Source organism: Kangiella sp. M94 (genome assembly GCF_054926195.1).
The window spans coordinates 1,299,279-1,321,977 of record NZ_CM142903.1 but is presented as its reverse complement, the minus strand read 5'-3'; the positions used below and the strand labels follow the sequence as shown (position 1 = coordinate 1,321,977).

20 protein-coding genes are annotated in these 22,699 nt (G+C 43.7%); 18 read left to right on the top strand and 2 right to left on the bottom strand.

Annotated features, from left to right (window positions below; genetic code table 11):
• Window positions 1-40 precede the first annotated feature (40 nt).
• Genes ACYTXU_RS06010 through astE form a run of 3 tightly spaced genes read left to right on the top strand, consistent with a single transcriptional unit; the run spans window position 41 to window position 3,477 of the window.
• Window positions 41-1,546 carry a DNA recombination protein RmuC gene (locus tag ACYTXU_RS06010; protein WP_462209129.1) on the top strand — a complete coding sequence of 502 codons (1,506 nt, stop codon included), beginning with the start codon at window positions 41-43 and terminating at the stop codon, window positions 1,544-1,546.
• Window positions 1,547-1,555: 9 nt separating this feature from the next.
• Window positions 1,556-2,398, top strand: a complete 843-nt coding sequence (locus tag ACYTXU_RS06005; protein WP_462209127.1) for a M23 family metallopeptidase — start codon at window positions 1,556-1,558, stop codon at window positions 2,396-2,398.
• A 50-nt stretch (window positions 2,399-2,448) separates the two neighbouring features.
• Window positions 2,449-3,477, top strand: coding sequence for a succinylglutamate desuccinylase (gene astE / locus ACYTXU_RS06000; RefSeq protein ID WP_462209126.1), 1,029 nt, complete (start codon window positions 2,449-2,451; stop codon window positions 3,475-3,477).
• Between the two features lie 284 nt (window positions 3,478-3,761).
• On the opposite strand, the gene ppsR is transcribed toward astE, so the two are convergent.
• On the bottom strand, window positions 3,762-4,583 hold the full coding sequence (gene ppsR, locus ACYTXU_RS05995) for a posphoenolpyruvate synthetase regulatory kinase/phosphorylase PpsR (RefSeq protein WP_462209125.1): 822 nt from the start codon (window positions 4,581-4,583) through the stop codon (window positions 3,762-3,764).
• A 143-nt stretch (window positions 4,584-4,726) separates the two neighbouring features.
• Between ppsR and ppsA the strand changes: the two genes are divergently transcribed.
• The 12 genes from ppsA to ACYTXU_RS05935 all read left to right on the top strand — a co-directional run bounded on the left by ppsA (window position 4,727) and on the right by ACYTXU_RS05935 (window position 17,982).
• Window positions 4,727-7,096 (top strand): phosphoenolpyruvate synthase, encoded by a 2,370-nt coding sequence (gene ppsA / locus ACYTXU_RS05990; protein WP_462209123.1) that lies wholly within the window; start codon window positions 4,727-4,729, stop codon window positions 7,094-7,096.
• A gap of 127 nt (window positions 7,097-7,223) precedes the next feature.
• On the top strand, window positions 7,224-7,613 hold the full coding sequence (locus ACYTXU_RS05985; protein ID WP_462209122.1) for a hypothetical protein: 390 nt from the start codon (window positions 7,224-7,226) through the stop codon (window positions 7,611-7,613).
• Window positions 7,614-7,770: 157 nt separating this feature from the next.
• Entirely contained in the window at window positions 7,771-8,211 is a 441-nt protein-coding gene (locus tag ACYTXU_RS05980) for a GNAT family N-acetyltransferase (protein WP_462209120.1), read from the top strand.
• Between the two features lie 12 nt (window positions 8,212-8,223).
• Window positions 8,224-9,864 (top strand): AMP-binding protein, encoded by a 1,641-nt coding sequence (locus tag ACYTXU_RS05975; RefSeq protein ID WP_462209119.1) that lies wholly within the window; start codon window positions 8,224-8,226, stop codon window positions 9,862-9,864.
• 48 nt (window positions 9,865-9,912) lie between these two features.
• A complete protein-coding gene (locus ACYTXU_RS05970) occupies window positions 9,913-10,167 on the top strand; it encodes a GlsB/YeaQ/YmgE family stress response membrane protein (protein ID WP_462209118.1) in 255 nt (84 codons plus the stop codon).
• Between the two features lie 116 nt (window positions 10,168-10,283).
• The gene (locus ACYTXU_RS05965) at window positions 10,284-10,808 is read left to right on the top strand and encodes a glycine zipper 2TM domain-containing protein (protein ID WP_462209116.1); all 525 of its coding nucleotides are present in this window, start codon (window positions 10,284-10,286) and stop codon (window positions 10,806-10,808) included.
• 27 nt (window positions 10,809-10,835) lie between these two features.
• Window positions 10,836-11,126, top strand: coding sequence for a PepSY domain-containing protein (locus ACYTXU_RS05960; protein ID WP_462209114.1), 291 nt, complete (start codon window positions 10,836-10,838; stop codon window positions 11,124-11,126).
• Between the two features lie 55 nt (window positions 11,127-11,181).
• Window positions 11,182-11,856: a response regulator transcription factor gene (locus tag ACYTXU_RS05955; RefSeq protein WP_462209112.1), complete on the top strand. Its 675-nt coding sequence runs from the start codon at window positions 11,182-11,184 to the stop codon at window positions 11,854-11,856.
• The gene (locus ACYTXU_RS05950; RefSeq protein ID WP_462209111.1) at window positions 11,853-13,208 is read left to right on the top strand and encodes an ATP-binding protein; all 1,356 of its coding nucleotides are present in this window, start codon (window positions 11,853-11,855) and stop codon (window positions 13,206-13,208) included. Before ACYTXU_RS05955 ends, ACYTXU_RS05950 begins: the two co-directional genes overlap by 4 nt.
• An 83-nt stretch (window positions 13,209-13,291) precedes the next feature.
• Entirely contained in the window at window positions 13,292-14,398 is a 1,107-nt protein-coding gene (gene dinB / locus ACYTXU_RS05945) for a DNA polymerase IV (protein ID WP_462209109.1), read from the top strand.
• Between the two features lie 78 nt (window positions 14,399-14,476).
• Window positions 14,477-16,162, top strand: a complete 1,686-nt coding sequence (locus ACYTXU_RS05940) for an alanine/glycine:cation symporter family protein (protein ID WP_462209108.1) — start codon at window positions 14,477-14,479, stop codon at window positions 16,160-16,162.
• A 122-nt stretch (window positions 16,163-16,284) separates the two neighbouring features.
• Window positions 16,285-17,982, top strand: a complete 1,698-nt coding sequence (locus ACYTXU_RS05935) for an acyl-CoA dehydrogenase family protein (RefSeq protein WP_462209106.1) — start codon at window positions 16,285-16,287, stop codon at window positions 17,980-17,982.
• Between the two features lie 28 nt (window positions 17,983-18,010).
• Here ACYTXU_RS05935 and ACYTXU_RS05930 read toward each other — a convergent pair whose 3' ends face one another.
• The gene (locus tag ACYTXU_RS05930; RefSeq protein WP_462209105.1) at window positions 18,011-18,268 is read right to left on the bottom strand and encodes a DUF4282 domain-containing protein; all 258 of its coding nucleotides are present in this window, start codon (window positions 18,266-18,268) and stop codon (window positions 18,011-18,013) included.
• A 250-nt stretch (window positions 18,269-18,518) separates the two neighbouring features.
• On the opposite strand from ACYTXU_RS05930, the gene ACYTXU_RS05925 reads away from it, so the two are divergent.
• The 3 genes from ACYTXU_RS05925 to ACYTXU_RS05915 are packed head-to-tail and all read left to right on the top strand — an operon-like array spanning window position 18,519 to window position 22,670.
• The gene (locus ACYTXU_RS05925) at window positions 18,519-19,919 is read left to right on the top strand and encodes a sodium-dependent transporter (RefSeq protein WP_462209104.1); all 1,401 of its coding nucleotides are present in this window, start codon (window positions 18,519-18,521) and stop codon (window positions 19,917-19,919) included.
• A gap of 22 nt (window positions 19,920-19,941) precedes the next feature.
• Window positions 19,942-21,369 carry an amidohydrolase gene (locus ACYTXU_RS05920; RefSeq protein WP_462209102.1) on the top strand — a complete coding sequence of 476 codons (1,428 nt, stop codon included), beginning with the start codon at window positions 19,942-19,944 and terminating at the stop codon, window positions 21,367-21,369.
• On the top strand, window positions 21,366-22,670 hold the full coding sequence (locus tag ACYTXU_RS05915; RefSeq protein WP_462209101.1) for an amidohydrolase family protein: 1,305 nt from the start codon (window positions 21,366-21,368) through the stop codon (window positions 22,668-22,670). Before ACYTXU_RS05920 ends, ACYTXU_RS05915 begins: the two co-directional genes overlap by 4 nt.
• Window positions 22,671-22,699 lie beyond the last annotated feature (29 nt).

The window sequence follows — 22,699 nt, the reverse complement described above, 5'->3', positions numbered from 1 at the left end:
TTGGGAAGTCTGATTTATCACTAATAAAAGCTAAACATTCATGTCATTAGAAACTCTTTGGAACAAGTATCCGATTGAAATCATTTTGCTGGTGATTATTGTCATACTGGCGATTGCCTTTATGGCCGCAATGATTCGGCAAAAGAACACTTTTAAGCAGCTGCTTGATGATATGTCGGTGTCGCGTGATTTGTTGAAGAGTATGGATTCTCGTCAGAGTCATACTTTTGAGCAGACCAAAAACGACTTTAATCGCCTGGTTGAGCAGAATCAGCGCGCTTCGGACAGCATGGTGGAAAAGCTGGCGGGCAATCAGGTCAAGTTGTCTGAATCTTTCCAGCAGTTCCAGAGTCTGGTGCAGGGCGGTTTTAATAAGTTCAGTGACAATCTTGGTCAGAAGGTTAGCGACAATACAGTTAGCCAACAAAAAGAGCTGTATCAATTTAAGGAAACTCTGCAGAAAAATATTCTGCAATTGAAGGATCAGATCGAGCTGAACCAAAAAGAGGCTTTGGCTATGCTGCAGGAGCAATTCCGCCGCGGCATGAAAGATGTTCGCGAAGAGATTACGCTTAACCTCAAAACACAAGCCGAAAACTTTGAGAAAAACATGTCTGGCTTGACCAAAACTACTGATGAGCGTCTTAAAGAAATCAGTGGCCAGGTTGAGAAGCGTTTGGCTGATGGTTTTGAGAAAACCACTCAGACCTTCCAGGATGTATTAAAGCGTCTGGCATTGATTGATGATGCGCAGAAAAAGATTACCGAGTTGTCCAGTAACGTGGTTAGCTTGCAGGAAATTCTCTCGGATAAACGTTCGCGTGGTGCCTTTGGTGAAGTGCAGCTGGAGTCTTTGGTTTCGAATGTTATGCCAACCAGCCATTATAAATTCCAGCATACTTTTAGTAATGGCAAAATTGTTGACTGTGCTTTGTTCCTGCCAGAACCGACGGGCGTGATTGGCGTTGATGCGAAATTCCCGCTGGAAAATTATCAGAAGATGGTTGACGTCGAACGTTCATCGCCTGAGCGCGACCAGGCGCATAAAGCTTTCCTTAAAGACATTAAAAAGCATGTTAATGATATCGCCAGCAAATACATTATCGACCAGGAAACCGCTGTCGGTGCTGTGATGTTTATTCCTGCTGAGGCAGTGTTTGCAGAAATTCATGCGCATCATCCTGATCTGGTTGAGTTTGCTCAACAACAAAAAGTGTGGATGGTGTCGCCGACGACTATGATGGCATTGCTGACAACTGCCAGCGCAGTGCTGAAAGACGAAGCTACTCGCAAGCAGGTTCATATCATTCAGGAACATTTAGGGATGTTGTCGAAAGACTTCGGTCGATTCAGAACGCGAATGAGTGATTTGGCGCGTCATATTAATAATGTGTCTGATGATGTTAAGAAAGTGACTATCTCCGCTGATAAGATCAGCAGCCGTTTTGAGAAGATTGAACAGGTTGAATTGAACCATGAGGATCATGAGGACTCTATAGAGGTGGCAGTTACTGCCAAGATTGAAAACAAGAATGATTCTGAATAGGTAACGTAAATGAAAAGATTTGTAGTATTGGCTCTATTGTTGACGGTTGTTTTTAGCCTTACTCAATTAAATGCGAAAGAGCCATTGATATTGTCATTAAAAGGTGACTTCACGCAAGGAGGCTTGGTGATTGGCCAGGCAGTACCGGGAGCCGCAGTAAAATTTGAAGGACAAGACATCAAGGTTTCGGACGATGGTTACTTTGTGTTTGGTTTTCATCGTGATATGCCTGAAAGTGCGACCTTAATCGTTTCCAGGGGCGAGCAAACAGAAACCCAGCCCATCACCATTCGCAAACGTCAGTACAACATTGAACGTATCGATGGTTTACCACCATCGAAAGTGACGCCTAAGAAACCTGAAGTATTAGCGCGCATAAAAAAAGAAACAGCACAGGTCGCTGAGGCTCGTGCCGAAATTACAGATTTTAGATATTTCATGCAGGATTTTATCTGGCCAGCAAAAGGCCGCTTGAGTGGTTTTTATGGTAGCCAAAGAGTTTTAAATGGCGATCCCAAACGACCTCATTTTGGGGTTGATGTTGCAGCTCCAACCGGAACTGAAGTTGTCGCGCCGGCGGATGGTGTTGTTCGTTTAGCGCACCCGGATATGTTTTATTCGGGTGGAACCATTATCATTGATCATGGCTTTGGCGTGAACTCGACTTTCTTGCATTTGAGCAGTGTTGACGTTGAAGTCGGTGAGCCGGTAAAGCAGGGCGATTTCATTGGTCGCATTGGTGCTACCGGTCGCGCAACCGGCCCACATCTTGACTGGCGTCTAAATTGGTTGAGCCATCGTTTAGATCCGCAATTGTTGGTTCCGCCTTTTGAAGAAACTGCGACTAAGTAGGCTTAGTCAAGAGCTTCGACTAAATAACTGAATCAGTAACATAGAGAATTATGCTAACGTCACACGATTTTAATACATTTAACTTTATTGACTTTGTCCGTCAAAATCCTGATCACCATGAACCTTTTTCGCTGGAAATCGATCAAGGCAAAGCAATCTTTCATGATGCCGGGATTATAGAATTTACTCCCGACCAACCTAGCAATCAGTATGTTTGTCTTTCCTGTGGTGTGCACGGCAACGAAACGGCACCGATGGAAATTATCAGTGATATGGTGCGTGATATTCTTGTGGGGAGTCAGGCTTTGCAAGTCAATTTGCTGATATTGCTCGGTAACCCGAAAGCCATGATGCAGCAAGAGCGTTTCTTAGAATTTAATTTGAATCGCATGTTTAACCATCATTGGAAGGCTTATCTTGAGGCTGATGCCAGTTGCTATGAAGCCTTGCGAGCCAAGCGCCTTGAAGCGGCGGTAAAAGATTTCTTTGATAAGTCACCGACTGATGCTCGTCGCTATCACTATGATCTGCATACCGCGATTCGAGCTTCTAAACATCAACGCTTTGCTATTTATCCTTATCTTGATGGTCGCGAGCACAAAGCAGAGCAGTTAGCTTTTGTGCAGGATTGTGGCGTAGATACTGTGCTGCTTTATCACAAAGCAAGCTCGACTTTTTCGTACCATACCAGCCATCATTTCAAAGCCGACGCTTTTACGGTGGAGCTTGGAAAGGTTAAACCATTCGGTGAAAATAATCGCGATGATTTTAAGCAAGCGGAAAATCAATTACGAAAACTGGTCGCTGCCAATTATCACTTCAATAATGACCGTTCTACCGATGAGTTAAATCTATTTGCAGTTAAAAAAGAGCTGTTGCGGATCTCTGATGAATCGCATCTCAATGTTGAGGATGACTTGGCTAATTTCACCGAGTTTGAGCAAGGCTTTGAGTTACTGTCTGATCCTGATGAGCCTTATGTGGTCGAGTCTGATGGTGAGGCGATTGTCTTCCCTAATAATAAGGTTCCTAAAGGACAAAGAATGGCCTTGTTGATAGAGCCGGTGAGTTTGGGTTGAGCCTTATTGAAGCCATCGGCCTGCAACAGAGCATTATTCGTAGGGGCGACCTGCGGTCGCCCGATCTAATGTCGGAAGACGACTCGTTTAGAGTCTTTTGAGAGCTACTGAGCTTTTAAAAACCTTAAGAGCAGATCCTGAATCTAGTTCAGGATGACATACTTTCGGGAATCTGCTCTTAATCTCCACATAGAAAAAAATTCAGACGCGTACTTTAAATTCATAGGGCTTCTTAGAGCTTGTTCTTAATGCGCTATGTTAGTTGAATTAAAAACCACTCTGTTTTAAAAGATCTTCCTCTGGATTTCCTTGTCGGCCATGATCTTCACTGCCAGCTCTTCAACTGAGCGGGATGTGGTGTCGATAAAAGGAATGTTTTCTCTGCGATAAAGTGATTCTACTTCTCGAATTTCCAGCATACATTGATTGAGTGCCGAATATTTGCTGTTGGGTCGGCGTTTATTACGAATCTCATGCAACTGCATTGGGTCAATGGTCAATCCATATAACTTATGCTTATTTTGCGCTAAGCCGGGCTTTAATTTGATATTCGGCAGGTCTTCTTCGGTGAAAGGGTAGTTGGCTGCGAAAATACCGAACTGCATCGCCATATATAGTGAGGTAGGGGTTTTGCCGCAACGTGATGGGCCGACCAGGATGATGTCGGCCTGGTTGTAATGCTTGGTTGAAGCTCCATCATCATTGTTCAAAGCAAAATTAACCGCACTCATGCGGGTGTCATAAGCCTGTCTATCATCTGTTGAGTGAGATTTGCCGACCCGGAATGAGCTGTGTACACCCAGTTCTTTTTCTAAGGGGCCAATGTAGGTATGGAAAAAGTCCACCAGCAACGCATTGGCTGAGGTGATGATGGTCCGAATCTCCGGTTTAACAATGGTTTCAAAGACAATAGGCTTATGGCCATCACGGATTGCAGTCTGATTAATACGGGAAACCGCAGCGTTAGCTTTATCCACATCATCAACAAAAGGAATGGTGTGATAGGTGAATTCCACCTCTCCTTCGAACTGGGAAGTTAGTGATTGACCCAGCATTTCTGAGGTAATACCGGTGCGGTCGGAAATAAAAAAGACTGTGCGTTTCATATTTGCTCATTTATCAGTAAAATAGCGGCCACAAAGACCACTTTGTTCGTGAATTTAAGCATTTACGCTCACTATCGGCAAGATAATCAGCCAAAAATGAGCGGTTTGCGGTAATTCCAAATTTATAAACTGGAGATAGAACCTTGGATAAATACGTACTTTGGTATGACCAACTTGGGATGGGTGACGTTGAGCGCGTTGGCGGTAAAAACGCATCACTTGGGGAAATGATCAGCAACCTTAGCAATATGGGCGTTAGCGTTCCAAACGGCTTTGCGACTACAGCCGATGCTTTCCGCGCTTTCCTTGAGCAAAGCGGTCTGAACAAGCGCATCAATGAAGAGTTATCAAGCCTGGATGTTGATGACGTTACGAAATTAGCCGAAGTCGGTGCCAAAATACGTGGTTGGGTGATGGACACTCCGTTTATTCCAGAAATGGAACAGGCTATTACCGAGGCGTATGCCAAATTAAAAGGCGATGCCAATGATGATTTTGCGGTTGCCGTCCGTTCTTCTGCTACCGCTGAAGATTTGCCAGATGCTTCATTTGCCGGTCAGCAGGAAACCTTCCTTAATGTTCGCGGCCTAGATAATGTGATGAAAGCGCTTAAAGAAGTGTTTGCATCATTATTTAATGATCGCGCGATTGCTTATCGTGTTCACCAGGGCTTTGAGCATTCTTTAGTAGCGCTTTCTGCCGGTGTACAAAAGATGGTGCGTAGTGACATTGCTGCCAGTGGCGTAATGTTCACCATGGACACCGAGTCAGGCTTTAATGATGTGGTGTTTATTACCGGTGCTTATGGTCTTGGCGAAACAGTGGTGCAGGGTGCAGTAAACCCTGATGAGTTTTATGTCTATAAACAAGCTCTCACCGAAGGTCGTCAGTCGATTGTTCGTAAAACCTTAGGTGGCAAAGCCATCAAAATGGTTTACACCAACGATACTGATCACGGTAAGAGTGTTGAAACCGTTGACGTTGATGTGCAGGAGCGTATGCAGTTCTGTATTAACAACGGTGAAGTTCAAGAGCTTGCTAAACAGGCTTTGATTATCGAAGAGCATTATAAGCGTCCAATGGATATTGAGTGGGCGAAAGATGGTGCTGATGGCAAGATTTATATCGTTCAGGCACGTCCTGAAACAGTTAAGAGTCGTTCCGATAAAAATATTATTGAACGCTATCGCCTGAAAGGTACTTCCGATGTAGTAGCAACAGGCCGTGCCATTGGTCAGAAAATAGGTAAAGGCAAGGCTCGTGTGATCAGCTCGATTGATCAAATGGCCAGCGTAAAACCTGGTGATGTTTTAGTAACTGACATGACTGACCCGGACTGGGAGCCAGTGATGAAACGAGCTGCTGCTATCGTGACTAACCGTGGCGGCCGTACTTGCCACGCGGCGATTATTGCGCGTGAACTGGGTATTCCGGCGGTTGTCGGTTGCGGTGATGCAACTGACCGCATTAAAGATGGTGTTGAAGTAACTGTCTCATGTGCGGAAGGCGATACAGGTATGATTTATTCAGGCTTGCTTGATTTCGAAGTCAGCAAAGACTCTGTTGAAGACATGCCTGAATTACCGTTCAAAATCATGATGAATGTGGGTAATCCGGATCGTGCTTTTGATTTTGCTCATTTGCCTCATGCAGGCGTTGGTTTGGCCCGTCTTGAGTTCATTATTAATCGCATGATTGGCGTGCATCCGAAAGCATTGCTGGATTATGACAAGCTGGAAGATGAAAGTCTGAAAAAGACTATTGCGATGCAAATGGCTGGCTATCCGAATCCAAAAGAGTTTTATATTAGCAAATTAGTCGAAGGCATTTCGACGATTGCCTGTGCTTTTGCACCGGAAAAAGTCATTGTTCGCATGTCAGACTTTAAGTCTAACGAATACGCGAATTTGATTGGTGGTCACTTATATGAGCCGCACGAAGAAAACCCAATGTTGGGCTTCCGTGGTGCTTCACGTTATATCTCCGAAGAGTTCCGCGACTGTTTTGAACTTGAGTGCGAAGCGATTAAACGCGTTCGTAACAAGATGGGCTTTAACAACGTTGAAGTCATGATCCCTTTTGTGCGTACTCTTGGTGAAGCAGAAAAAGTCATTGAGTTACTGGCAGAAAATGGTTTGCGTCGTGGTGATAATGGTTTGCGCGTTATTATGATGTGTGAGCTTCCATCGAATGCGATTCTAGCTCAAGAGTTCTTGAAGTATTTTGATGGTTTCTCTGTGGGCTCTAATGACTTAACTCAGCTGTCACTTGGACTAGACCGAGACTCCGGCATCATTTCTCATCTATTTGATGAGCGAGATCCTACGGTCAAGGTTTTGTTGGCGAATGCCATTAAGGCCTGTAAAAAAGCCAACAAATACATCGGTATCTGTGGGCAGGGGCCATCAGATCACCCTGATTTGGCCAAGTGGTTGATGGAACAGGGCATTGACAGCGTGTCGTTAAATCCTGACACAGTTCTCGAAACGTGGCTTTTCCTGGCGAAAAAATAACCTAACCTATTGTATTATTTACCGCTTGAGCAATAAATGCTGTATGTTTGTTGCTCAAGTTTATAAAAGGTTATGAATTTTTTTGTGACTTTACTTATAAGTAAATAATCCGAGGAGGAGATAGGAAATGAAACGTTTAGCTATTGCACTTTTAGCATCAGCGCTTGCGGTTGCTTGCAGTGATGATAAGAAAGAGTCTGCGAAAGAAGAAACTCAGGAAGCTGTTGAGTCAGTAAAAGAAGCAACAGCAGATGCCGTTGAAGCAACTGAGAAAGCTGTTGAAGATACTGCTGAAACTACAGAAGAAACTGTTACTTCGTTAAAAGAAGCTGCGGAAGAAAACTACCAGGAAACTAAGCAAGAAGCAGCAGAAATGGTAGACGAAGCTGAAGCCGAAGCCGATCAAATGGTTGAAGATGCTGAGGCCGAAGCAGCAGAAATGGTAGATGCAGCTGAAGAAGAGCTTGAAGAAGCAGAGCAAGCTGTAGAAGAAGAAGTAAAGGAAGATGATCAATAATTAAGCTTTCAACGCTTATTCCTTAAGAAAGCCACTCCAATGAGTGGCTTTTTTTATATGCTGTTTTTGTTGGATTAGAAAGTTTGAATAGTATATAAACTAAGTATTAATACACATCTTTATAGAGTGAATCTCCGAGGGAGAGCTGCCAATTATCATGTTTGAATCACAAAAGGTTCCCTTAGCAACAATTATTCCTCTAAGGCATCAAGTTCTAAGGCCAGGCAGACCGATAGAAGAATGTACTTATAAAGAGGATGCCAAACAAGAGTGTTTTCATGTGGCAAGCTTTGATGATGGAAAGGTTATAGGTATTGCTTCTTTCTATCCTGAGTCTCATGCTTTAGAGCCTTCTGAGAATGCCTGGCGTTTAAGAGGAATGGCAACTGAGCCTGATTATCGCGGTAAAGGAATCGGTGCTCAACTGTTAAAGCATGGCATGTCATTATGCGCACAGCAGGGTGGGGAGCTTATCTGGTGCAACGCTCGAACTGAAGCCGTGCCATTTTACCTTAAGCTCAATTTTGTTATAAAGGGAGAGGAGTTCCAGCTTCCTGGGATCGGCCCACACTATTTTATGTCCAAAACTTTAGTATAAAGAGAATAATTTATGAGTCAGTCACAACTAGAGCCAACATTAAAAGCTTTCTATCATTGGGAAACCGTCGCTTCAGAACAGGTATTTCTTCGACAGCCATTTGGTAATGATTGGAAAGAGTACACTTGGCATGAAGTTGGCCAGCAAGTTCGAAAGATGGCTCAGTACCTTAAGACCAACTTACCACCGAAAAGTAAGGTCGCCATACTGTCTCTGAATTGTTCACATTGGATTATGGCCGATCTGGCTATCATGATGGCAGGACACATATCAGTTCCAATTTATCCGACGGCAGGTAAAGAAACGATTACTACTATTTTGGAGCATAGTGAGTCGAAATTACTCTTTGTGGGTAAGATGCCAGATTGGGCTGCAAAGAGTGAAGCGGTTGCCGATGAGTTACCTAAAATCAGTTTCTATCAGCCTCATCCGGGTATTAAAGAGTGGGATGAAGTAATTGCTGAAACTGAGGCCATGGCTGATTCACCGATCCCAGATCTAGATGAGTTGGCGACTATTGTTTATACCTCTGGCACTACCGGCATCCCAAAGGGTGTCATGATCGATTACCGAGCTTTGTCTAATGGAGCTGCCGCAGCTGCCCAGTTTGTGGATATTGGACAAGAGCGAGCTTTTTCCTACCTGCCATTGGCACATTGTGCTGAGCGCGAGCTTACCGAAATTATCAGCATTCATACAGGCAGCGTCATTTCCTTTACCGAATCGCTCGATCGTTTTCAGGAAAATATTGTGTCGGTTCGTCCAACCATATTTTTTGGTGTGCCTCGAATCTGGCTCAAGTTCCAGCAAGGTATCGAGGACAAAGTTGGCAAGAGAAAGTTATGGCTACTGCTTAAATTACCCATTATCAAAAATATTATCAGACGCAAAGTATTAGAAGGTCTTGGGCTTGATAAAACAAAGATTGTGCTCTCTGGTGCGGCAGCTTTACCAAGAGCAACTATGGATTTTTTCGATAACCTGGGATTACAAATCTGCGAAGCTTATGGCCTAACCGAAACCATGGCTTTCTCACATGCCAGCAAGCCAGAGCGTCGCAAAAAAGGCTCAGTGGGTGTTTGTATGCCGACCGCAGAAGCAAAGCTTGCCGACAGTGGTGAGATACTTCTTAAAAGCCCCTGTTTGATGCAAGGCTATTATAAAGAGCCGATTAAAACATCAGAGGTTATTGATGATGAGAGGTACTTTCATACCGGGGATATCGGCATGATTGATGAGGATGGTTTCTTATTTATCACTGGTCGCGTCAAAGATATTTTCAAAACTTCTAAGGGAAAATACGTCTCTCCAGCGCCAATCGAGGCCAAGCTAGAACCTGAACTGGGTGTTGAGCATTTATGCGTTATTGGAGATGGTTTACCTGCTCCAGTAGCGATTGCTTCGATTCATAATAAAACAATCAAAGATCGTGTAGCTTTTACCCAGGAAACGGAACAGACTATACAAAAGTTGAATAATCAACTTGAAAAGCATGAGCGTTTAACTAAGCTCATATTTGTCGATGAGGCTTGGACAACTGACAATGGATTGATTACACCCACCTTGAAAATTCGTCGTCAGCAAGTGGAAAAGCACTATCAAGCCATCATTGAAAAGCACTACAAAAAGCAAGAAATGATTATTTGGGATTAACCTGAATATTCATGTCAACTCATTGACAAATTGAAGGAGTATATCGATATGGGAATTTTAACTTGGATTATTGTTGGTCTAATTGCTGGGCTTTTGGCTAGAGCCATTATCCCCAGCGCCAGGAAAGCAGGTATCATCATGACGATTGTGATTGGTATCATTGGTGCTATTGTTGGTGGTTATGTTGGGAGTTACTTTGGCTTTGGTGAGATTTCGGGCTTTAATATCGAAACTTTACTGACGGCCACTCTCGGAGCGATCATATTATTGGCATTACAAAACATGTTCGCCGGAAAAAGATAAAAAATACCATTCTTTTAATCAAGTTCAGAAAGCATTCAGCTTGATTTTTATACACTTACCTTAAATCTACGGGGCTCTGCTCAGCAGGTTCCCGACCACAATATGAGGTATTGTGTATGAAAAGCTTACTATTAATCACATCTATCTTTACAAGCTTAGGATTGGCCAATGTTGCGGAAGCAGGCCATGACAAGCGTGATAATTACGATAATACTCGTTATGACCGCGCTAAAGTTGTGTATGTTGAGCCTATTTCTGGTTACAGCGAAGCTCGCTACCCAAGAGAACGTTGTTATACTACAAGCTCTGAGCGTGACCGTCGTAAAGGCTCCATTGTTGGTGCTGTTGTAGGTAGTGTCGTAGGCTATAAGCTGGGCGGTGATCGGGGCGAAAAGCGTCTTGGTTCAGTTGCTGGTGCTGTGGTAGGCTCTGCCATTGGTCAGTCTGTGGCGGGTGATGGGCGAGACAGTCGATACCGTTGCGAGGTCACAGAAAGCCGATATGGTCATGCCGCTATTATTGGCTATAATGTCACTTATAAATATAAAGGCCAGCGTTACACTACTTTTATGGACTACGATCCTGGACGTTGGATTGATGTTGAAGTCAATGTCCGCCCTGGACGTGGTTACAGACATTAAATTTCATAGCATTAAATAAAGGTTTTTATGAAATATATATTGTTCGTCTTTCTGACAATGTCAGCACTGTTGCTTAGTACAGCGGAAGCGGCTGGCATTCGTCTGGATACAAAAATCGAGCGAAAAGAGCAGGTTTGCGTGCCGATTGGTAAAAGCGCAGCAATGAGCGCTGCAGCTCAACAAACTGATGGTCGAGTGCTGTCAGCTACATTAAACATGAATCGTAGACCACCAGTTTATCGAGTGAAAGTATTAAGTTCATCCGGACGTGTGAGCTATGTTTTAGTGAACGCATGTAATGGACGGGTTACCCGTTGATAAAACGGAGCGTCCATAGAGGAAGGTTGGTAAGGAATGGGGTGTAGATAGGCGTATGAAACTGTTATTAGTCGAAGATGATGATGCATTGCGTGAGCAACTGGTTAGCGCATTAAAAGCACAAAATTACGTTGTGGAAGAAGCTCCAAATGGTGAAGAGGCTCTTTACCTTGCGCGAGAGTATGAGTTTGACCTAGGGATTTTTGATCTGGGTTTACCTGACATTTCGGGTATGGACGTGATTGCTACTTTGCGCGAAGAAAATGTTGAATTTCCAGTACTCATTTTAACAGCTCGAGGCCACTGGCAGGATAAAGTTGATGGTCTGGCGGCAGGAGCTGATGACTATCTAGTGAAACCTTTCCAGACGGAAGAATTACTAGCTCGTATTAATGCCTTATTGCGCCGCGCCTCTGGTTACTCTAAACCTGAAATTGTCAAAGGCCCTATTAGCCTGAATAGCTTGAAGCAAGAAGTAAAGGTTAATGGTCAGGTGATGGACTTAACTGCTTATGAGTATAAGGTTCTGGAATATTTGATGCTTAATCCGGACAAAGTTGTTTCAAAGACTGAACTTACTGAGCATCTCTACGCACAGGATTATGATCGCGACTCTAATGTATTGGAGGTTTTTGTCGGGCGTTTACGTAAGAAAATTGATCCAGACGGTACCATTCAGCCAATTGACACCTTGCGAGGCCGAGGTTATCGACTAAGAGCAGATCTGTGAATCCGAAAGCTTCTTATTCCCTTCAAAAGCGAATTTTATTAAATACCAGTATTGTGCTGGTATTTTTTATTGCCGCCATGAGTTTTATTTTGCTCAACACTTACAAAGCAGGTATACGACAGGCAACTTTTGAGCGACTTTACGCGCAGTTTTACAGTCTGTTATCGGTAGCTGATCAGTTAGAACCAGGCGAGCTCTATTTACCGGAAGAAATCCCTTCGGATAAACGTTTTAATCAATATGGCAGTGGTATTTCGGCGCTTGTTTATGACGAAACAGAGAGTCTTATCTGGCAATCACTGTCGGCCACTTATAATATCGAGCAGGGGAAAATCCCTTTACCTTTGACATTACCCGGCGAAGCCACTCTCAATTCCTTGACCCTTTCGGGTGAGAATTATTTTCAGTTTCATTATATTGCAGAATGGGAGTCCGAAAGTGGTGAGATATCGCTCTACCATTTTGTGGTTCTAGAGAATAAGCGACCCTTTAATCAGGTCATTGATGCTTATAGAAATACGCTTTGGATGTGGCTCGCAGGTTTAGCTGCCTCGCTTATTTTGATTCTATTTGTGGTGTTACGCTGGACATTAAAACCGATCCGGCAAGCGGTAAAGGAATTGCGCAAAGTTGAGCAGGGGCTTTTAGATAAACTATCCGATAGATATCCTCAAGAAATACGCTTGTTAACCTATAATATTAATCGCTTCATCAGTAACGAGCGTCACCAAAGCAAGCGCTACAAAGAAACCCTTGGCAATCTTGCTCACAGTTTGAAAACCCCATTGGCCGTTATGCAGGCAGCATTACAAAATGATGCTGATGAGAAAGATCTGTCGAAAGTGTGTGGCGAGCAATTGCAACGAATGAATCAGATTGTCGGCTATCAGCTGCAACGGGCGACCAGTGGTCCGCAGGTGATGATGAAATCAATTTCATTGAAACCTGCAATTACTAAGTTAGTGAAAGGCCTGGAAAAAGTCTATTCCCATAAAACGATTCAAATTAATGTTGATATTCCTGATTCTGTGCAAGTATTGCTCAATGAAGGTGATCTCTATGAGATTTGTGGAAACCTATTGGACAATGCCTGCAAGTGGGCGAAACAACAGGTCAAAATCAGCGCTAGCCAAAATGGTTTAAAAACGACTATTTGTATTGAAGATGATGGGCCAGGTATTGCTGAAGACGTCAGGTTCTCAGTTGTATCGCGAGGCAAGAGATTGGATGAGTCAGTGGACGGGCAGGGCATTGGTATGTCGGTAGTGAAAGAAATCGTTGATGCCTACCGTGGAGATATGGATATTGGTACCAGTGACTTGGGTGGTGCCTTTATTAAGCTGGTCTTCTAAACAGTGTTCACGCCCATGAGCTAAAAGTTATCGCATGGGTTAAACTATGCGAAGTATTTTCTTTTCTACAGTCAAAATTCCAGATGTCGCAATCAGATTTGAGTGAGCCCATTCGTAAAATTATCCATGTTGATATGGATTGTTATTACGCGGCTATTGAAATGCGCGACGATCCATCGCTTAATAATCATCCCATTGCGGTTGGCGGTTCGCCAGACAAGCGGGGTGTTATCGCTACTTGTAACTACGAAGCTCGTTCCTATGGCGTTCGTTCAGCAATGCCATCAGCTTACGCTAAGCGTTTGTGTCCTGGGCTGATCATAGTACCCCCCAACTTTGATAAGTATCGTCATGACTCAAAAGTCATTCGAGGCATCTTTGCGCAATATACGGATTTGATTGAGCCTCTATCGCTGGACGAAGCCTATCTGGACGTTACCGACTGTACAGAATACAAAGGGAGCGCCACTTACATTGCGCAAGCCATTCGCTATCAAATCTTTGAGAAACTTCAGTTGACGGCTTCGGCAGGCGTTGCCCCTAATAAGTTTCTGGCCAAAATCGCCTCAGACTGGAATAAGCCTAATGGACAGTTCGTATTAACCCCTGATGAGGTTCAAGGGTTTGTTGAGCGATTGCCGGTCAATAAGATTCATGGCGTCGGTAAGAAAACGGCTGAAAAGTTCCAGCGCATGGGCATTGATACCTGCAAGGAACTTAGAGAAATCGATTTGCTGACTCTGAGCAAAACCTTTGGCAGTTTTGGCCAACGTCTGTATGAACTGGCACGCGGTATCGATAATCGTAAGGTAATTACCCATTATCCAAGAAAGTCTCTAAGCGTTGAAAATACTTATGATAAGGATTTGGTAACGCTTGATGAGTGTCTTGAAGAATTGCCCTACCTATTACAAACTCTAAAGCGGCGGGTTGCTCGCTCAGGTGTCGGTGCTCCTGTGAACAAGCTGTTTGCTAAGCTGAAATTCAGTGATTTCACTGCCACCACGGTTGAGCGTACCAGCTTTGGAATTAACGATGATTTATTTTATGAGTTGATGGAAGAGGGCTTTTATCGACGTGAAAAATCGGTGAGATTATTAGGGATTGGCGTTCGATTTCAAGCTTCTGAGTCCACCAATTTTGTACAGCTGCCTTTAGAATATAGTGACTTAGACGATGATTTTGGGTAGTCTAGCCAAGCTTTTTATACTTGTGGTAAGGTTATGCCACTCAATAGATTCTAACAAATTAACAATGGGGATTCGATTTTGGAGATTGTCGAGACGATTAATGATGCGCTCACATTTATTGATGGTTATTTGGGCTCAGCAGGATATTTTCCTTATTTATTAATAGGTGTAGGTGTTTTCTTCACGCTATATCTAGGTTTTCCACAGATTCGCTATTTTGGACAGGCAACAAGAATTGTCCGCGGTCAATATGCTAAGAAAGACTCCCCTGGCGATACCTCGCACTTCCAGGCATTAACCACAGCTCTATCAGGTACAGTCGGTACCGGTAATATTGGTGGTGTTGCTTTGGCTATCTTCATTGGTGGTCCGGCAGCGCTATTCTGGATGTGGGTGACAGCCTTCTTTGGTATGACTACCAAGTTTGTTGAAGTTACCCTTTCTCATAAATACCGAGAAAAAACGGAAGATGGCACCATGGCTGGTGGCCCGATGTATTTCATGGAAAAGAAATTGAACATGAAATGGTTGGCGGTACTGTTTGCAATGGCGACCATTATCAGTTCTATTGGTAGCGGTAATATGCCGCAGATTAATAACATCGCCGAAGTTATGAATTCTACTTTCCATATTGAAAAGTGGGTTACCGGTGGTGTCCTTGCGGTTCTATTAGCCTTAGTCATTATCGGTGGTATTAAGCGCATTGCCAAAGTGGCAGAGAAAGTTGTGCCTTTCATGGCCGTTATTTATGTGGTCGGTGCTTTACTGGTTATCGCTTATAATTATCAAAACATTCTTCCTTCATTCCAGGCGATTTTCGGTAGTATTTTCTCTGGTTCATCGGCAGTAGGTGGTTTCCTTGGTGCAAGCTTCGCTTATGCCATGGATCGTGGCGTTAACCGTGGTTTATTCTCGAATGAAGCTGGTCAAGGTTCTGCGGCAATTGCTCACTCAGCAGCCAAAGGCAAAGAGCCTGCATCAGAAGGTATGGTGTCACTGCTAGAGCCTTTCATTGATACTATTATTATTTGTACTTTGACCGGTCTGGTTATTCTGTCTTCAGGCGTCTGGACAGAAAAACATTTCAATAAGTTTGATCGCTCGGATATGGAGTTTGTGGTCGGAGATTATACCGATAGCAATGATGAGCATGTTAAGAAGCTGATGATTCACCTTGATGAAAAGCGTTCGGTACCCTCAGAAATTAAGCAATTTACCGGCACAATCTCATTGCAAGACGGTAAAGTGATTTCAGATGGCTTTACTCTGCTTAATGCTCGTTCAGTCGCGGAAGAGGTCACTTATCTTGATAGTGAAGGTAATCCTATCACTGGCGAAATTCCAGTTTCAGAAGGCCGTCTAGAGGACTCTTCCATAACCGTTCAGGGTAAATCCCTGATCCATTCTGCAAACTTGACTGCATTAGCTTTCACTAAAGGCTACATGGGCGAAAGTGGTAAGTACATTGTGTCGCTTGGCTTGCTGCTGTTCGCGTTCACGACGGCCATTGCCTGGTCATATTATGGCGACAGGGCATCGATTTACTTATTTGGGCCGAAAGCGGTTATGCCGTATCGAGTCGTATTTGTCGGCTTGTTTTTCCTGGGGGCTATCGTTGACTCGACGGTTGTCTGGACATTAGCTTATGTCACGGTGGCTCTGATGACGATACCCAATCTGATCGGTATTACTTTACTGCACAAAGACATGAAGAATACCGTTAAGGATTACTGGAAAAACTTTAAACAAGATCAAGCTGATTAGGGCTAGACAAACTCTTTAGGTTTTTTCTATACTGACTCTGGTCTGACCACGGCGCTAAGCTGGTGGTCACCAGAGTTTTTTTATGCCTGCAATAAATCGGCACAGATAACCTAGGAGAAGCAATGCAATACCAAGCACCCGTTGACGACATGATGTTTTTAATTAAAGACGTTTTTGATCTCGAAAATCGATTCAAAGGTATTGCTGACTTTGCTGAGTTCGACGCAGAGCTTTATAACGCTATTCTTGAAGAGGCGGGCAAGTTTGCAACAGGTGTATTGCAACCGATCAATCGATCAGGCGACGAAGAAGGCTGTCAATTTGATGATGGCGTGGTGACTACCCCAAAAGGTTTCAAAGAAGCTTATCAGGCATATGTCGAAGGTGGCTGGCAATCATTAACCGCCAACCCTCAATATGGCGGTCAGGGGCTGCCTAAAGCGTTACATGTGTTGGTCGAGGAAATGTTCTATTCAGCCAATAGCTCTTTTTGTCTTTACGGCAGCCTTACCGCAGGTGCCTATCATTTATTACAGGCACACGCTGACGATGTGATTAAAGATCAATACCTGGCGAAACTGATCAGCGGCGAATGGTCTGGTTCAATGTGTTTAACCGAAGCGCATGCCGGTTCTGATCTGGGAATCCTGAAAACCAAAGCTGAACCACAGGAAGATGGCACCTATAAGCTGAGCGGTTCAAAGATATTCATTACCGGCGGTGAGCATGATATGGCTGATAATATCATCCACCTGGTACTGGCTCGCCTGCCAGATGCGCCTGCTGGCCCTAAAGGCATCAGTCTCTTTCTAGTCCCCAAATTTATGGTAAATGATGACGGTTCACTCGGCGAACGCAATGGTATTCGTTGCGGATCAATTGAGCACAAGATGGGTATTAAGGCTTCTTCTACCTGTGTCATTAATATGGATGACGCTACCGGATTTATTATCGGTGGTCCACATCAGGGTTTGCGTTGTATGTTCACCATGATGAATCTTGAGCGCTTATCGATTGGCTTGCAGGGTGTTGGCCTTGGTGAAATGTCTTATCAACAAGCTTTTGGTTATGCCAATGACCGGTTGCAGGGTAGAGCTGAGGGCGTTGAAGGCACTGCGCCGATTATCAGACATGGCGATGTGCAGCGTATGCTGAAAACCATGCAGGCATACACTCAAGCAGGTAGAGCGCTCGCCGTCTGGCTCGGTGCATGGCTTGATGAATCATTCCACTCCGATGACAAAGCCGTTGTTAGTACAGCACAAAACATGGCAGCTTTATTAACGCCCGTAGCAAAAGCATTTTTTACCGATATTGGTTATGAGGTGTGTACTATTGGCCAGCAGGTGTTCGGTGGACATGGTTATGTACGCGAGTGGGGTATGGAGCAACATGTCCGCGATGCACGTATTGCTCAAATTTACGAGGGCACTAATGGTATTCAGGCGTTGGATCTTATTGGGCGCAAGATTGTCGCTAACAAAGGCGCGTTTTTGTCTGAATTATTAACCGATATGCGTGCTGATATGCAAAGCTTTGCGGACACGCCCCATAAAGCAACTTTGATAACGCAGCTTGATGAATTGGAAAGCCTGTCCTCTCAGATCGTAGAGCAGTTTTCATCGGATCAGGATAAGCAACAATATATCGCTTGCGACTATCTGCACTATATGGCGCTGAGTCTATACGCTTATTTATGGTTAAAAATGGCGGAAAAAGACCAGAATGATAAAGCAGAGTTGATGGAGTTCTATTTCAATCGCTTATTGCCGAAAGCTTTTGGCTTAAAAAGAAGTATCGAAAATGAACTGGGGCTTTAAGCCCCAGCTTGTTTTGTAGGGCTTGCTCTTAAATGTTTTCAGAGTCGTTATTGGTTGGACTGCTTTTGCCTTCAGCGAGAATGTGAACATTTTTATTTATCTGGAATATAACAATCATAAGCTCACAGTAGACACGCCAGATAAGGGTTCCGAAAATTATCATTAATATTCCTTGTAGAAAGTTATATTGGAATGCTGCGATGAAGATCGCTACAACACCAACCCAGAAAATAACTTGAATAATGATAGGCGTGACCATTTTGTTAAAGTTTAATATATCTTTCATTGTGTATCTCCTTTCTATTATCGTATTTTGCCCCCCCATAGAGCCCCTTAATCCTATGTCAGCTAATTTGACAGGTCAATTAATATACCGGTTAGTATTTAATCAGCTAATGAGAACCATTAAAAAAAGTGCAACTATATTATTCGAGATACTTGAGTGATAAGAATAATTATGATGTTATTAGCGGCTGGGGCAAATTCCACTAAGGGTCAACAGACCCGAATAACATATAAATAATTCGGTAAATCACATGGCAACAAATCGAGGTCAGTTTAATACACGTATAGGTTTCATTCTCGCAGCGGCTGGCTCTGCTGTTGGTTTGGGTAACATCTGGAAATTTCCATTTGAAGTAGGAGAAGGTGGCGGCGCAGCATTTGTCGTTATCTATTTAGCCTTCTGTTTCTTGCTTTGTTTCCCGGTTATGGTGTCTGAAATCGCCATTGGTCGTAAAACCAACTTGAACCCAGTAGGCGCCTTTAAGAAGTTGGGGCATAAAAATTGGGCCATTATTGGCTTTATGGGTGTCTTAGCCGGTGTTTTGATTTTATCTTTCTATAACGTTGTTGCTGGTTGGGCTTTCGGTTATTTTCTTGAAATGATTCAGGGCAACTTTGGGATTGGTGAAGAATTTGGAACCTTTATCACTGATTGGCAGAAAATAGGTCTTTACGGTTTAGTCTTTATGGCGATAACCGCTTTTATCGTTTCTCGTGGTATTCATAACGGTATCGAGCGTGCTGCTACTATTTTAATGCCAACGCTATTCTTAATGATTGTTGGCCTGATCATTTATGCCATGACGCTAGATGGCGCTGCTGTCGGTATTGAATATTATCTGGTTCCTGATTTTTCAGAGATAAATGGTGAGGTTGTCTATTCCGCTCTAGGACAGGCTTTCTTCTCACTTTCTTTGGGTATGGGTGCTTTGATTACTTACGGTAGTTATGTGTCCAAGAAGCAAGATATTGTTAAATCAGCTGCTTTAATCACCTTAACTGACGTTTCTATCGCTTTCCTTGCCGGTTTGATGATCTTCCCGTTTGTTGCTTACTTAACTCAGGGCACTATGGAAGGCGTTGATGGCGGTGCTGGTTTAATCTTTGCAACATTACCTGGCGTTTTTGCAAGTTTCGGACCAACTCTTGGGATTGTGGTTGGAGCATTGTTTTTCCTATTGTTATGTTTTGCTGCATTAACTTCGACGGTTTCATTGCTTGAAGTGCCAGTTTCTTACCTGGTAGACGAGAAGAAAATTAAGCGTCCAGTAGCAGTTTGGGGTATGGCAGCTCTAATTTTCTTGATTGGTATTCCATCACTTCTAGGTAATGGTTCTGTAGATAGCCTGACTCAGTTCGTACAGATGAATAAAAACGCTGAGTGGCAATACGTAACCTTTATGGATTTTGTTGAGGCTATTGCCAGCGATACTTTCTTACCTCTAGGCGGTGCCTTGATTTCTATCTTCGTGGCTTATGTGTGGAAGAAAAATAATCTTAATGCTGAAATAGCTATTGGCCGCGAGAATGGTTGGAAGTGGGTCTCAAAATACATTGATTTTGCAATCACTTTCTTCTGCCCAGTCGTTTTAGGCCTTATTACTGTCGTGACCATCTTAGACCGCTTCTTTGGCGTTATTATTATTGGTTAACTTTAAGTTTCGGGAGAGCAAAATGATTAAATTTCCTGCAAAAACCCGGCTCACTCTGGCAGCGCTTATCAGCGCTGCTTTTTTGTTTGCTTGCGCAGAAAAGCAAGATGAAAAGCCACAATCAGAAGAGCCTAATACTGCATTTGAATCCACGTATGAAGTTAAAAGCTATCATCCAGTTCTAATCAAAAATGCAACTGTGCTCACTGCAGCCGGAGAAAGAATCGATAATGGTTCTGTGCTATTTAAAGATGGCAAAATTATCGCCGTCGGAACAGATCTTGATGCACCTGCTGATGACAATCTTGAAGTGATTGATGGTCAAGGGAAGTGGATCACACCGGGCCTTATTGATGTGCACTCACATCTAGGTGTGTATCCTGCTCCGGGCGTAGAGTCTGCTGCGGATGGAAACGAAATGACCGATCCCGTTACCGCCGAAGTTTGGGCCGAGCACTCGGTTTGGCCGCACGATCCACAATTTGAATTAGCGTTGGCTGGTGGCGTTACTTCAATGCAAATTCTACCGGGCTCTGCCAACTTGATTGGTGGCCGTACCGTAACTTTGAAAAATGTTCCAGCTCGCTCAGTCATGGAGATGAAATTTCCCGGCGCACCTCATGGTCTGAAAATGGCTTGTGGTGAAAATCCAAAGCGCGTTTATGGCAACAAAGGTCGCTCGCCGATGACCCGTATGGCAAACATAGCTGGATTCCGTGCAGCCTGGATTAAAGCGGCTGACTACAAAAAGCAGTGGGAAGATTATAGAGAAGGTAAAGGCAATGGCAAAGCACCTAAGCGTGACTTGCAAATGGAAACACTGGCTGGTGTTTTGAAAGGCGAAATTCTTATTCATAACCATTGTTATCGTGCTGACGAAATGGCGCTAATGATGGAAATTGCCGATGAGTTTGACTTCCAGATTTCTACTTTCCATCATGCGGTCGAATCCTACAAGATTGCGGACAAACTTGCAGAAAATAATGTGTGCTCAGCATTATGGTCTGACTGGTGGGGCTTTAAGCAGGAAGCCTTCGATATGGTTCCTGAAAATGTCGCTCTGGTCGAAAAAGCGGGGGCATGTGCGATCGTACACTCGGATTCGCCAACAGGCATTCAACATTTGAACAAAGATGCGGCCAAATCGATGGCTTCTGGTAATGCCATGGGCATGAACATCACTCCTGAGAAAGCCATTGAGTGGATCACTATCAATCCTGCTAAATCAATGGGTATTGGCGAGCAAACCGGAACTCTTGAAGTTGGCAAAATGGCGGATGTCGTCCTGTGGGATGGCAATCCGTTCAGTGTTTATACTAAGGCGGAGAAAGTCTTCATTGATGGTGCGCTTATGTATGATCGCCATGATGAAAAATACCAACCTGTCAGCGATTTCCAGTTAGGTCAGTATGGCTTTGAAGTAGAAGCACAAGAGGAGGGCGCACTATGAAGTTTTTAAGCACAAAATCTTTAGCAAGGCCGATAGCCGCTACTCTTGGTGTTGTAAGCTTAATCGCTAGTGTTTGCAGCGCAGAAACAACATTAATCAAAGATGCCAAGATTCATACTTTTTCATCACAAGGTGTTTTGCAATCAGGTGATGTATTGATTGAGGATGGCGTCATTAAGTCCATTGCTGATGACTTGTCGATGCAAGCTGACAATGTGATAGACGGCAAAGGTAAAGTCCTTACACCGGGCATCTTCGCTTTAATCAATCAGATTGGTTTAATAGAGCTAGGCTCACTAGATCAAACTGCTGATATGGAAACTGAAAACGAAGATCAGGGTGCCTCTTTTAGAGTGGATCAGGTCTTCAATCACAACTCAACTTTAATTCCAGTCAATCGTTCTAATGGTGTTACCAGAACATTAATTGCTCCGAGTCTTGGCTCTTATGTTTTCGCGGGACGTGGTGCGGTGATGTCTTTAGATGGCGACTATAATGCGCTTATTGCTAAAGATGTTGCCATCTTTGCGGCATTTGGTGAAAGAGCGGCGGATATGTCGGGTGGCTCTCGAGCCAGTACTTTGCACCAACTGAATCAAGCTCTTAATGAAGCTCGAATTTATAAAAATAATCGCTCAGCTATTGAGCTGGGTGAGTTCCGCGAACTTCATTACAGTATTAATGATCTTCGCGCTTTACAGGCCGTCATTGATAAAAAAGTTCCTTTGATTATTTCAGCAAACCGAGAAAGCGATTTATTAACGTTGCTCGATTTTGCTAAGGAACAGAAGATCAAGATTGCTTTTGTTGGAGCTGCCGAAGCATGGCGGGTGGCAAAGCAAATAGCTGAAGCTGATGTGGCAGTATTTGTTGATCCAATGGATAACCTGCCGAGTAGTTTTGAATCACTTGGCAAGCGTTATGATAATGCAGCCATTTTGTCTAAAGCGGGTGTTAAGGTGATGTTCTTGGGCCAAGGGTTCCTTGACAGCCATAACGCACATACCGTGCGCCATTCTGCGGGTAACGCTGTGGCTTATGGCATGGACTACGACAATGCTTTAGCGGCCATGATGTCAACGCCAGCTGAATACTTTGCTGGCGACGATGCTTACGGCAAGATTGCAGAAGGTTTTAAAGCTGAGTTAGTGCTTTGGAATGGCGATCCACTTGAAGTAACGACACTAGCAGAACAGGTTTGGATTGACGGCAAAGCTACCGATATGGAAAACCGTTCGACCAAACTTCGTGATCGTTATAAAGCTTTAGATACTGATAAAAATACTGGTTACAGAAAGTAACCCTGTCAAAGAAACTCTATAAACTTTTA